The organism is Flavobacteriales bacterium (genome assembly GCA_013214975.1).
In the GTDB taxonomy this organism is placed as follows: Bacteria; Bacteroidota; Bacteroidia; order DT-38; family DT-38; genus DT-38.
In genome coordinates this window covers 1-13,859 of the sequence record JABSPR010000299.1, presented here as the reverse complement: position 1 = coordinate 13,859, position 13,859 = coordinate 1, and the positions used below count along the sequence as shown (strand labels likewise).

Genomic DNA, 13,859 nt, shown 5'->3' with positions numbered 1-13,859 from the left:
TATCAACCAGTATCTACCAATAGAATTAAATGCCTATTAAAAAATTATCGTTTATCGGATGATATAGCCTTTAGGTTTTCAGATAAAGGGTGGGCAGAATACCCTTTAACTGCTGATAAATTTGCTCGGTGGACACATGAGGTAGCAGGAAATGGTGAAGTAATCAATCTTTTTATGGATTATGAAACATTTGGAGAACATCAATGGGAATCAACAGGAATCTTTAAGTTTCTTCACCACTTACCCGAAGAAATATTGCGCCATCCAGACTTTTCTTTCAAAACACCTTCCGAAGTGCTCTCGTCTTACGATTCAAAAGGAGAATATAATGCACACGAGTTAACTTCTTGGGCAGATACAGAAAGAGATTTATCGGCTTGGAGAAGTAATTCGATGCAACACAATGCGCTTAATATTTTGTACGATTTAGAGTATACTATATTACTCTTAAATGATAAAAAAATATTAGACCAATGGTCGAAATTACAAACATCTGATCACTTTTATTATATGTGTACTAAATATTGGGCGGATGGTGATGTGCACAAATATTTTAGCCCTTACGAATCTCCTTATGAAGCATATATCTATTTTATGAATGTAATCTCTAACTTGGAAAATGAAGTTAATAAACGGATTGAAGAGGTGTACGACGTAGCTAAATCACCGTCTCTTGCCATAGCATAGAAACCAAATTTCATAAAAATAAGAACGCAACAACGGAAAATGAACTACCTTAATCCTAATGTAAAACTACAGAAAGAATATTTTGGCGAGGTACTTAAAATAAATATAGAAGAGGATGGATTGAAAATATGGGGTGCATCTGCATGTTTAAGAATTTATGTTTTATCTGACGAAATAATCAGGTTTAGGTTATCTCCAGACAGTCATTTCCCTCAAGACTTTTCGTATGCAATACAACCCAATTCACTGGAGCATAATGGCTTCACTATTAAGGAGAAAAAGAAGGAGATAGAGCTTAAAACCAAATCGATCAAAATTAAAATTAATAAGCAAATTCTTAAACTGCTTATTACCGACTTGAAAGGATTTGTTATCTATGAATGCGAAGGTGGAATGCACTGGGAAGAGAATATTGAATTTGGAGGCTACTATGTGTACAATAGTCATGTAGCTCATGAAAACGAATCTTTTTTTGGCTTAGGAGACAAACCTACAGATTTTAACCTCAAAGGTAAAAGACTTAGAAATTGGGGAAGTGATACATATGGCTTTGAAAAAAGTAGAGATCCTCTATATAAAGGAATTCCTTTTTACATGGGATTAAATAACTCGAACGGATATGGCATTTTCTTTGACAATACGTTTGATACACATTTCGATTTTGGTTACGAAAATGATTCTGTCGCTAGCTTTTGGGCTCATGGAGGAGAACTAAACTTTTACTACATACATGGCCCAAACCTAATTGATGTAGTTGAACGATATGCTCAATTAACAGGAACTCATTACTTACCGCCCCTATGGTCATTAGGCTATCATCAATGTAAATGGAGCTATTACCCAGAAAGTGTTGTAAAGTCGTTGACTGATAAATTCAGAAAAAAGAAAATCCCTTGCGATGCTGTTTACTTGGATATTGAATACATGGATGGTTTTAGGTGTTTTACTTGGGACAAGGAATCTTTTCCCAACCCAAAAAGAATGATTAAAGAGCTGAAAGAATCGGGTTTTAAAACGGTTGTAATTATTGATCCTGGGATCAAAATAGACAATAATTATTGGGTTTACCAAGAGGGAATTAAAGGAAATCACTTTTGCAAACGTGGGGATGGAGCACTGATGAAAGGAAACGTTTGGCCAGGAGAATGCAACTTCCCTGATTTTACCAACCCTAAGGTTAGAAAATGGTGGGCTACTCTTTTTAAAGAATATGTAGAAATTGGTGTAGATGGTATTTGGAATGACATGAATGAACCAGCTGTGTTTGACATAGACACTTTCCCAGATGATGTTAGGCATGATTACGACGGCAATAATTGTAGCCATAGAAAAGCCCATAACATATATGGAATGCAAATGGTACGTGCCACATACGAAGGGCTAATTAAATACCAGAAAAACAAAAGACCATTTACTATTTCAAGATCGGGTTATTCAGGAGTGCAACGATATGCTTCCGTATGGACAGGTGATAATGTAGCTACTTGGGAACATCTAAAGATTGCCAATATTCAATGCCAGCGTTTAAGCATTTCTGGAATATCCTTTGTAGGTTCAGATATTGGTGGATTTACCGGAAACCCAAATGGAGAATTATATACCCGCTGGATTCAGCTAGGAACCTTCTCTCCTCTTTTTCGAACCCATTCTGCAGGTGATGAAGCCGACCAAGAACCGTGGTCTTATGGCGAAAAATATGAAGAAATTGTAAAAAAGTTTATTGAGTTACGTTATCAATTACTGCCTTATATCTATACTGCATTTTGGCAATGTACAACAAAAGGAACCCCCATAATAAAACCTCTCGTATTTTTAGATCAAAATGATTGCGATACCCATTATAGAGAAGATGAATTTGGTTTTGGAGATAATATAGTGGTTTGCCCAATAAGTCAACCTATGGTTACTGGCAGAAAAATATACTTACCTAAAGGTAATTGGTATCATTATTTTACAAATCAAATATTCAAAGGCAATCAAGAAGTATGGGTAGATTGCCCACTAAGTTCTATGCCTATTTTCGTTAAAGAAGGTGCTGTAATTCCTCACTTCCCAATTATGCAATACGTTGGAGAAAAGAAGATAGAGATACTAACATTGCATGTTTATTATAAGAATGGTGAACACGAGAGTATTATATATCAAGACCATGGCGACAACATGACATATAAACAGGGTATTTATTCTTTGAAAAAATTTAAAACCAAGGGAACAAAAAAGTCTTTAATGATAACGCAAGACAAACAAGGTCTTTTTAACTCATCATATATTTTCTATAAAATAATCATACACGGTTTACCATTTGCAATTTCTAAGGTTATAGATGAACTAGGAGAGGAAATTAAAGTAGAATCTATTGATCACAGTTCACATATAATGGTAAGGAAATATGTAAACAAACTAACAATTACATAGAAAATGGATGGTTCTGTCATATTAACTCATTTTGATTCTAATATTTTCTAGATTTTTAATTTTTACGTAGCCAAAGACACGAATGTTTTGAAGCTCGTTTTCCTAGTTTTCATTAGCTTATTCTTTCTTATAATATTCACGACCTCAATCCCTGATAGAGTTTCTGGTTAAATTGAAATTCGATGTATCTCGTCAAACTATCTAGACAAATCAAACTTCAAGTTGGATTAAAAGTGTGTTGTGTTTGTGTTAGTCTTTGGGAAAGTGTTACCAGTCAATGATTGTTACATTCTGCATAGAAATAGGAAAATCAGTGTAACACAAGACGAATCAAGAGGAACATAGGTTTTAGACGACACTAACCCATCTTAAAATTTGCGCTATTTTGATTCATTAAGACAGTTTCTGTGTTATATCTGTTCTACAAATTGAAAGTAACTCAAACCAACACAAAGGTCATCAAACTTATGAAAACTATAAAGCTGAATAATTTACGAAGCAATCAATATAGCCTTTACAAATTAACTCAAACACAACTCGTTGTACTTATACCCTACCCCTTTAAGCGTTTTGATGCAATTATCGCCTAGCTTTTCACGAAGTTTTCTAATATGAACATCAATTGTTCTGTCTCCTACAAAGGTATCGTTTCCCCAAACAGAATCGTAAATGGCCTCTCTCGAAAACACCTTACCAACGTTAGAAAGCAAGAGTAGTAAAAGATCATATTCCTTTTTAGGAAGCTCAATATTCGTATCACCAGAAATTACTATCCGCTTATTTCTATCAACTTTAACACACCCAAAGTCTTCGATAGTTTCCTCCACTTGACTCGCGCTTCTTTTTAATAACGAGTTTACCTTAGCAACCAATAGTTTGGGTTTAATTGGCTTATGAATATAATCGTCTGCTCCCGATTCAAACCCTGCTAACTGGAAATAGTCTTCGCTTCTTGAAGTAAGAAATGCAATAATCGTTTCTTTAAACTCAGGCAATGCACGAAGCTTTTCGCAAACTTCCATACCATCCAAATTGGGCATCATCACATCCAACAAAACCAAATCGGGCAATCGTTCCTTAGCCATCTCAAAGCCCGCTGCTCCATCCGTGGCAGTAATAACTGTGTATCCTGCCTTCCTCAAGTTGTATCCTACAAATTCCAGAATGTCCTCTTCGTCGTCTACTATTAAGATCTTTTTCATGTGCATTTTATTTATTCAAAAATCTTAAAGGAATGTTAACAGAACCTTAACTCGACCTTAAGTTTATGTTAACATTTAAAGCACCCAAAAACCCCAACTGGCCTCAAATATTTAGTAATTATTTAATAAGGCCTTAACATTTACATAACATTGGGAAGGTAGATTTGTCTCATAAATTATAGAAAAAAACAAATTAACATTTAAACGAAATGAAAAAAACGATTAGACAAATCGCAGGAGCATCAGTAGTTGCAATTGGCATCTTTATGAGTGCTCCAACACAAACAATAGGACAAAATATTACGAACATTAAATTTGGGAAAGGCCTTAAAGTTATGGCGGCAGACTCTTCAATGAGCCTCAAGTTTCAATTTAGAATGCAACACTTATTTGAAGCACAACAAGGACTTGGTGACGGAGATGAATTTGAATCGAACTATTTAGTTAGAAGATCTCGATTAAAATTTAGTGGTCATGTACTTGATCCAAAAGTAACCTATAAAGTAGAGTTAGGATTATCAAATAGAGATATGAGTGTAAACAAAGAAGACGGAAATGGCCGAGGTGCTTCTAGACTTATACTCGACGCACTTTTAAAATATAAATATGCTAAGCATTGGTCTGTTTGGGTTGGTCAAACCAAACTACCAGGTAATAGAGAAAGAGTGATTTCATCTGCCAACTTACAGTTTGTAAATCGATCGAATGTGAACAGTAAATTTAATTTAGATCGCGACATGGGCCTTCAATTGCATGGTAAATACACATTAGGTGAGCGTTTTGTAATTAAACCAAAGTTTGCTTGGACAATGGGAGAAGGCAGAGACATTACCGAAGGAAACTTTGGAGGATACAACTACACTGGTAGGTTAGACATATTGCCAATGGGAGAATTCGAAGGAAAAAAGCAAGATTATGTTTCGGCTTCGATTGTTAGACAGTCTAAACCTAAATTGGCATTAGGTGCCACGGCAAACTATAATGACGGAGCAGTAAGGCAGCAAGGGCAATTGGGTTCTTTTGTTTACGATTCAACAGGCGTGTATGCAGAAAACAGTCTATTCTCTTTGCAATTTGACGCCATGTTCAAATACAAAGGACTTTCTTGGATGACGGAGTATGCTGTAACTAGTGCCGATAAAAAAATGGACGGGCTAAGCAAAAACTACAACACTGGATGGGGATTCAATACTCAACTGGGATATCAATTCGAAAACAACATTGAAATTGCAGGAAGGTACACATCAATCAAGCCTGACGACAGCAATTATTCAGGAATAAATGAAGTAGACGAATATACACTAGGCTTCTCAAAATACTTTGTTGGGCATAATTTAAAAATTCAATCTGATATCTCATACATCGACAACATTGGAAGCAACGCAGACGTGAGATTTAGACTTCAAGTAGAAATGCAATTTTAACAATAAAATCAAATTGCCTTAACATACAGTTAACATTAGAGCGAGACATTTGTCTCATAACAAAAAAATATAAAAAAGATGAAAACAATAACAATATTATTAGCAGCAGCCACTACACTTTTCGCTGCTTGTGGAGGAGGAAACTCCACAGATAAAAACAGTGGTGTAACAAATCAAGATGCAAAAACAGAATTGTCTGGAAGCATTGCCATAGACGGTTCAAGCACAGTATATCCTATCTCAGAAGCAGTAGCAGAAGAGTTTCGAAACGAAGCACCAAGAGTTAAAGTTACCATTGGAGTATCTGGAACAGGCGGAGGTTTCAAAAAATTCGGAAGAGGCGAAACTGACATTTCAGATGCTTCGAGACCTATTAAAGACAAAGAGAAAACTATCTGCGAAGAAAACAACATTACTTATGTTGAGCTAAGTGTAGCTTATGACGGACTCGCTGTATTGGCCAATCCTGCTAACGATTGGGTAGATCATTTTACGGTAGAAGAGTTAAAAATGCTTTGGGAACCAGCTGCACAAGGTGAAATTATGAAATGGAGTCAGATTAGAGCTGGATGGCCAGATGAAGAAATTCACCTGTTCGGCCCCGGAACAGCATCTGGAACTTACGATTACTTTACTGAAGCAATCGTAGGAGAAAGCGGCGCAAGTAGAGGCGATTTCACCGCTAGCGAAGACGACAACGTATTAGTGCAAGGTATTGCTGGAGACAAATACGGACTTGGGTTCTTTGGCTTAGCATACTACAAAGAAAACAAAGACAAACTTACGTTGGTTGCCGTTGACGGTGGTAACGGACCAGTTGCTCCTTCTTTACAAACTGTAAAAGATGGATCTTACGCTCCCCTTTCTCGACCACTATTTATCTATATAAATAGCACCGCTGTAGAAAGACCAGAAGTAGTAGAGTTTGTTAATTTCTACTTAGCCAACGCCGGAGAACTCGCTACAGAAGTTGGTTACATTCCTCTTCCAGATGCAGAGTACCAAAAAGAAGTAAACAAATTTAAAGCGTTCGCCAACCATTAATTTACTTGACGTTAACCTCGATAGCAATTAATATAAAACCAGACTAATTACAGTCTGGTTTTGGGAACAAATAAAAATGAAACTTAGAGAACAAATAATAGAACAACTGCTTAAGCTTAGCGCTGGCATTACCATCCTAACTACAATAGGAATAGTATTGGTATTGGCCGTTGAAGCTATGAGCTTCTTTTCGGAGGTTTCTATCGTTGAGTTTTTAACCGACCCAGAATGGACTCCCCTTTTTGCTAACAAGCATTTTGGGATTATGCCTTTGTTAGTAGGAACCTTACTAACAACCTTTATAGCAATTGTGGTTGCCTTACCTGTAGGCCTATCCATTGCCATTTATTTAAATGAGTATGCACCTAAAGGATTTAGAAAGACAATCAAACCATTATTAGAACTATTGGCCGCAGTGCCAACGGTGGTTTATGGCTTTTTTGCCTTAATGGTTGTAACACCTTTTCTGCAAAAAATCATACCAGGTATGAGCGGGTTTAGTTCTCTTTCAGCAGGTATTGTTATGGGAATTATGATCATCCCTTTTATATCCTCCTTAAGCGAAGATGCATTATACGCTGTTCCTAAAGCATTGAAAGAAGCAGCCTACGGAATGGGATCTACTCGATTACAAACAGCCTTTAACGTTACTGTTCCAGCTGCATCATCAGGAATTATCGTTTCCATCATCTTGGCAATTTCAAGAGCAGTTGGAGAAACAATGATTGTTGCTATTGCCGCAGGACAGCAACCTCGTTTAACATTAGACCCAACGGTTCCGATAGAAACCATCACGGCTTATATTGTTCAAGTTAGTTTAGGTGATGTGCCTCATGGTTCACTCGAATACAAAACCATTTTCGCAGCAGGTATAACCCTGTTCGTGTTTACGTTTTTACTGAATACCATCAGCTTTTGGATTAGAAAAAAGTACCAACAGAAATATGAATAACGCAAGAAAAAACAAACTCAAAGATCAAATCTTCATGATATGGGGATTGAGTTGCACACTGATAGGTTTATTTCTATTGGTCTTATTTATTGGCGACATCATTATTGATGGCGTTATGAGGATAGATTGGGATTTCATCACTTCACTCCCCTCTCGTAAACCAGAAAAATCTGGCATTTGGACAGCAATGATGGGTTCTATTTGGACATTAGGGCTCACGGCTAGCATCGCATTTCCAATTGGTGTAGCTGCAGGAATTTATTTAGAAGAATACAGTAAGAAGTCTAAACTAGCCAATATTTTAGAAATTAACATTTCCAACTTAGCAGGTGTACCTTCTATTATTTACGGACTACTTGGCTTAGAAATATTTGTAAGAATAATGGGATTGGGAGCAAGTGTACTTGCGGGTAGTTTAACCCTTTCTTTGCTCATACTACCCATTATCATTGTAGCTACAAGAGAATCTATCAAAGCAGTGCCTTCTACTATAAAAGAAGCATCCTTCGCTATGGGCGCAACTAAATGGCAAACCATTTGGCACCAAACCTTACCAGCTTCAATCGGTGGGATTTTAACGGGAGTTATTTTAGCATTATCTAGAGCCGTTGGCGAAACTGCTCCCCTAATTGTAATTGGAGCCTTGGCTTATGTACCATTTGCTCCACAGTCGCCGATGGACGAATTTTCAATATTGCCGATGCAAATATTCAACTGGATTAGCCGTCCTCAACATGGATTTATAGAGAACTCAGCCGCCGCAATAATAATACTGCTCATAATCACATTCGCTATGAATGGCGTTGCAGTATACTTTAGAAACAGGTGGCAGAAAAACATTAAATGGTAAAATAAATTATATGATATCAACACTAGAATACAAAGAGAATACCATGGAGACAAATAAAGAAAATCAATTTGATGACTTAGCACCAGAAGTATACAAAGTACAAGCAATCAATACAGACGTTTTCTACGGGCATTTTCAAGCTGTTAAAAATGTTTCTATCGGAATGAAAGAGAATACGGTTACTGCATTCATCGGTCCTTCGGGTTGTGGGAAATCTACCTTCCTTAGGCTTTTTAATAGGATGAATGATTACATCGATACGTTTAGCATGAATGGTCAGATTAGATTAGACGGAAGAAAGATCACAGGGAAAAATATTGATGTAGAACAACTCCGAAAAGAAGTTGGAATGGTTTTCCAAAAACCAAATCCGTTTCCTAAATCCATTTACGACAATGTTGCCTATGGCTTAAATATACAAGGCATCAGCGACAAATCCTTTATCGAAGAACGAGTTGAAACAGCCCTATCACAAGCCGATTTATGGAATGAAGTGAAAGACGATTTAAAGAAGTCTGCGTTGGCACTTTCTGGTGGACAGCAACAAAGACTTTGCATTGCTAGAACCCTTGCCGTTGAACCTTCTGTAATTTTAATGGATGAACCTACCTCTGCCCTGGATCCCATTTCTACAGCCAAAATTGAAGAGCTAATCTTTCAATTAAAAGACAAGTACACCATTGTAATAGTAACACACAACATGCAGCAGGCAGGAAGAATTAGCGACGAAACTGCTTTCTTTTATATGGGTGAACTAATTGAAAATGGACCCACAAAACAAATATTTACTAACCCCGAAAACGAACGCACCGAGAATTACATCAGTGGTCGTTTTGGATGAAAATTGATAAACTATGAACCATTTAGATGCTGAATTAAAAGAGTTGAAAGATGCTATCCTTGAGATGATGGCACTTTGTATTACTCAATTAGAAAAGACAAAAGATGCATTTCTGAATTACGATGAAGGATTAGCACAAGACGTTATTCATAATGAAAAAAGAATGAATGCCTTAGAACTTAGCATTGACAGAAACTGCGAAAACATCTTCGCATTGTTTCAACCTGTAGCTACAGATTTAAGATTTGTGATCTCCATGCTTAAAACCAATTCCGACTTAGAACGAATTGGCGATTACGCCGATGGTATTGCCGACTATGTGATCAATATTGCCAAGCCTATTCCTAAAGAGGCATTGGATGCAACACACATGGCAGACATGTTCGATATTGCCATTTCTATGATGATCGACATTCAAAGAGCTTATGAAGAAGGCAATTCTAAATTAGCTAGAGATGTTTACCGAAAAGATGCACAACTCAACAAGATTAATAGCACAGCATCAAACACAATTAGTAAACTGATAGAAGATAAACCATCAGAGGTTAGGGCTTATCTATTTCTATTCTCCACCATTCGAAAAATTGAACGTACAGGAGACCACATTAAAAATGTTGCAGAGGATATTATTTTTCATTTGGAGGCAGAGGTAATCAAGCATAAAAAGAAGAAATAGTTCATCCTGATCGATTAATATTTCAGGTTGCTCTCATCAATCTATCAATGTAAATCAAAGTTCTTTATTGTGATTTTATGTGTCACATTTGTGTTAAGCACCTGGTAAGCACTGTCAATCAAGGAAAGTTACATTCTATATCATAAATAACTAGGCTTAACCTTTACCTCCACCTGAAACTTTTCTCTAAACAAGAAACATTCTAGAATACAGAATGATTATTTCGTTCTAAGAAACTAACAACAGCCTATAGCTATTGATACCACCAATATTTTGGCGATTTACATATAAAAAAATAATTGCGGCACACTTTTTACATACAGTATATTTTATCAATCCATAATCTTTACGGCACCTGCCTCATTATGAAAAACACAGCAATACCAATTACCATCTTATAGTTTTTAATATCCAGTTCAATAACTAAAAAACGAGAATAAAATGATTACATACAACTTCACTTTTAAAGGTGAAAAAAGCTTACGCTTTGAGGTAAATGAAACCGAAAGCACTTCCATTGAATCCCCTGATCAACCTATTGACGAATGGCTTAAATTAGAAAACGGCAAGTGCGACGGATGTGAAATTCCAAAAGGGGATCGTAAAACCTGTCCTGCCGCTTTGTCCATTCAACCAATCCTATCTAAGTTCACAGACAAAACCTCTCACGAAATAGTTAAGGTTACTGTTGAAATAAATGATTTTGAGATACATGCATCTATGCCAGCCCAGAATGCAGTACGATCGTTGATGGGATTACGCCTAGCGTTGTCGGACTGCCATATAATGAAAATGCTTCGACCAATGGCGAGCTTCCATGTTCCCTTCGGCGGAATAGATCATTCTCACTTCCGTTTCGTAGGAATGTATCTAACAGGCCAATATCTTCGTCGAGATAGGGGACACTGCTCGAATGGCAACCTTTCCGGGCTACGAGACTTTATCAATAGTCTCCACAATGTAAATACAAAACTGTCTAAACGTATTGCATTGGGAACAGAAAAAGATACTACTAACAACAGCCTAGTTATCCTTGATACGCTTACTTCAATTTTAAAAATGGACATTGACGCCAGCCTAATAAGACTAAAACCTTATTTCAAAACATATTTAGAATAGAATATGTAAGGTATTTCATTTTTTGTGCGCGAATTAGATCAGCACCATAGCATTAACTAATCAACAAGCTTATCTCCTCCGATCATAACTACAAACCCTCTTACTGGCATGTATCTCAAATAGTCCTATTCCCTTTTAATACAGAATATACATTCTGTATCGGGAAATAAATGAAGATTATCAACATTCTGAAATTTGAACAAAATCCAAAGATAATTTCTCCTATTTGCAACAAGTAATCATGCCATAAATGTACATTAAGTTAATTTCACTTCAGTAATGAGAAGAAACCGGGATTCGTTCGGTCGATTAAATATTGCCACAGCTATCCCTATATAAACCAACTTGACCAAAACTTATAATTATGAAATTCTGGACTCTCCTTTTTTTTTGCTCTAGCGATGATAGCGTGTAAAAAAGATGATATCAATTCTGCAACAGATACTACAGCCACTTACCCTAAGACTTTATATATTGAATCCATAGATTACCACAGCGAAATACTAACGTATACTGGCGACGGCTTAATAAATATTACAGAATTCTCTGGCGACTCAATTTTTAATTCTGCCCAATTAGGACATTTCCCTGAAACATTAGTCATTAATTCTTTAGATTCTGGACAATTAGTATACGGTGCAAACTTATGCGATGAACAATGCGTAGTAGAAACCAACGAGGCCTATTCAAAAATGGAAATGGTGTACATAGAAGACACAGTTATTTTCAGAATAACAGATAGTTTATGGGGCATGCCTTTCAATATTGATCTAATTACTGTTGGAGATGTGAATACAAGATTAAAAATTCCTTATTATGTATACCGGCATATTGACAGGCATGGGACTACCGGAACTAGCTCTTCTAGAGGAACTGTTAATGGAGTACGAGATTTCTACCCAGCTAATAGATGAATTAGAGACTATCGATACTCTATCCATCCAAACCTATTCTATAATTTATGGACGGGGAGAGCTCTAACTCTTACAGTTTACTTAACAGTCCATTGTTGTTTCTATTTTCTCTTTTCATCTCGCTATTCTCTTCAGGGAGAAAATAGAGCATAGTCCACGTTACAATATAAAATATATTTAAATCAAATTTTGCATCATAGTGACTTAGCATATGGAAAGGCACAAATTAAGCCTATCACAATAGACTTAAAAATCACACTTCAATTGTGATAAATACTGTGTTGCATTTATATTAAGCCTTCCACAAGCTGTATCAATAAAGGAGGTGTAAATTCTGTATAGGAAGTAAGTATGAAAACCTAAAATGACATTTCATTTTACTTTACATTTACTACTATAACAACCTACCATGAGAGTAAAACTATACCTCCCTATTATCTTATTAATTACTGCTTCAAGCACCTGCTTTTCGCAAGTAAAATTTCCTACTGGGGTTTACATGAGTGTAGAGGAGATATTAAAAAAGAATCCCTCTCGGAGTTTCTCTATAGATGTTTATCAAAGATCTAACAGTGGTATTATTCTGGTAGGAGGAAATGACTTTAAGCTCAGATCTGCGGACAAGTCGATAGAAAGAAAATACATTAAAAAAGAAGTTGTTGCTTACTCCGACGGAGATGACCTATATGTTAATGGGTATAAGTTCGACTGTCAGCTATGGTACAGCAAAGTGCATCGATCTGGAAAAAGGCACGTTCAATTTAAAGGAGCACTATCGCACTCTAAAGTAAATTCTACCGCGGCTATGGATGCTACTAGAAAGGATACAAACAAAGGTATTTTTAGAACAAGAAGATTTATTTATGAAATAGACCTTGAAACCGGTTCCGTAGAAGTAATAAAAGAAGTGTACGGGATTACTTCTAACAAAGAGTAATTCCGGTTTCTTTAACCGCAAACAATTCCTTCAACTTAACCTTATTTGACTTTCCGCACAATTTCTGCTGCATACTTATTACTCGTTTGTAAATTTCCTTGCTAAAAAGGCATTTTAACTAATTCTGAGAAGCGTCCATCAAACGAGACTTTAATGCCCGTTACCGTTTTTATAATTCACACGATTCTAATGATTTTGACACACCAATAAGATGAAATATCTGTACTAAACAGAAGGACAAAAAAAGGAAATTTTGAAAATATTATCGTCAATTAAAACCTTAAAACAATAAACCCAAAAAGAAAATATCACTTCAAACCTGAAGCAAATCCAATAATTAGTAATTAAATAATCAATACAAATTAGGCATCTTAAACAACTAAGCTGCAATTATTTAACCAATATTAAATATCGGCATTTATTCTGTTAAATCGAAACTGATAATGCTTCATTTTTAAGTAAAAAACACTCCAAATTACGATAACATAGCCATAATCACTTCCAGTAATTACCTGCAAATCAATTACTTATAATATTCCGACTATTACTTATATTTTGATTTAAAAACCAGAGCTAAAACGTCCATAAATTGCTCATATCTAGAATTACAAAAGACACAGACATAGCTAATAAAATCACATCATTATATACAAATAAAGTACAATTTTGCAATTTGGATTTAAATTGGTACCTTCATCTCATGATAAAAAGGAGGCTTAAAAAGCGCTTAATTGAGTTAAATAAACTCTTCCAAATTGTAACAATAACTGGTCCGAGGGGAGCTGGAAAAACAACTTT

Annotated in this window: 12 protein-coding genes; 11 read left to right on the top strand and 1 reads right to left on the bottom strand. The window is 36.0% G+C overall.

All coding sequences use genetic code 11. The annotated features are described in order from the left end of the window. On the top strand, positions 1 to 687 hold a 687-nt coding region (locus HRT72_09490), incomplete at its 5' end, for an alpha-amylase (protein NQY67938.1). 39 nt (positions 688 to 726) lie between these two features. Beyond that, a complete protein-coding gene (locus HRT72_09485; GenBank protein ID NQY67937.1) occupies positions 727 to 3,102 on the top strand; it encodes a DUF4968 domain-containing protein in 2,376 nt (791 codons plus the stop codon). Between the two features lie 521 nt (positions 3,103 to 3,623). Here HRT72_09485 and HRT72_09480 read toward each other — a convergent pair. Continuing rightward, the gene (locus tag HRT72_09480) at positions 3,624 to 4,310 is read right to left on the bottom strand and encodes a response regulator transcription factor (protein NQY67936.1); all 687 of its coding nucleotides are present in this window, start codon (positions 4,308 to 4,310) and stop codon (positions 3,624 to 3,626) included. 260 nt (positions 4,311 to 4,570) lie between these two features. On the opposite strand from HRT72_09480, the gene HRT72_09475 reads away from it, so the two are divergent. The 9 genes from HRT72_09475 (at position 4,571) to HRT72_09435 (ending at position 13,061) form a co-directional block, all read left to right on the top strand. Beyond that, positions 4,571 to 5,728 carry a hypothetical protein gene (locus HRT72_09475; protein ID NQY67935.1) on the top strand — a complete coding sequence of 386 codons (1,158 nt, stop codon included), beginning with the start codon at positions 4,571 to 4,573 and terminating at the stop codon, positions 5,726 to 5,728. Positions 5,729 to 5,806: 78 nt separating this feature from the next. Further along, on the top strand, positions 5,807 to 6,772 hold the full coding sequence (locus tag HRT72_09470; protein ID NQY67934.1) for a PstS family phosphate ABC transporter substrate-binding protein: 966 nt from the start codon (positions 5,807 to 5,809) through the stop codon (positions 6,770 to 6,772). 76 nt (positions 6,773 to 6,848) lie between these two features. Next, complete coding sequence (pstC, locus tag HRT72_09465) at positions 6,849 to 7,724, top strand: phosphate ABC transporter permease subunit PstC (GenBank protein NQY67933.1); 876 nt, start codon at positions 6,849 to 6,851, stop codon at positions 7,722 to 7,724. Next, positions 7,717 to 8,574 carry a phosphate ABC transporter permease PstA gene (gene pstA / locus HRT72_09460; protein ID NQY67932.1) on the top strand — a complete coding sequence of 286 codons (858 nt, stop codon included), beginning with the start codon at positions 7,717 to 7,719 and terminating at the stop codon, positions 8,572 to 8,574. Before pstC ends, pstA begins: the two co-directional genes overlap by 8 nt. A 43-nt stretch (positions 8,575 to 8,617) precedes the next feature. Further along, positions 8,618 to 9,415 carry a phosphate ABC transporter ATP-binding protein gene (pstB, locus tag HRT72_09455; GenBank protein ID NQY67931.1) on the top strand — a complete coding sequence of 266 codons (798 nt, stop codon included), beginning with the start codon at positions 8,618 to 8,620 and terminating at the stop codon, positions 9,413 to 9,415. 13 nt (positions 9,416 to 9,428) lie between these two features. After that, complete coding sequence (gene phoU / locus HRT72_09450; GenBank protein NQY67930.1) at positions 9,429 to 10,091, top strand: phosphate signaling complex protein PhoU; 663 nt, start codon at positions 9,429 to 9,431, stop codon at positions 10,089 to 10,091. Between the two features lie 441 nt (positions 10,092 to 10,532). After that, positions 10,533 to 11,210: a hypothetical protein gene (locus HRT72_09445; protein NQY67929.1), complete on the top strand. Its 678-nt coding sequence runs from the start codon at positions 10,533 to 10,535 to the stop codon at positions 11,208 to 11,210. 401 nt (positions 11,211 to 11,611) lie between these two features. Continuing rightward, positions 11,612 to 12,124 (top strand): hypothetical protein, encoded by a 513-nt coding sequence (locus HRT72_09440; protein ID NQY67928.1) that lies wholly within the window; start codon positions 11,612 to 11,614, stop codon positions 12,122 to 12,124. Positions 12,125 to 12,533: 409 nt separating this feature from the next. After that, positions 12,534 to 13,061: a hypothetical protein gene (locus HRT72_09435; GenBank protein ID NQY67927.1), complete on the top strand. Its 528-nt coding sequence runs from the start codon at positions 12,534 to 12,536 to the stop codon at positions 13,059 to 13,061. Positions 13,062 to 13,859 lie beyond the last annotated feature (798 nt).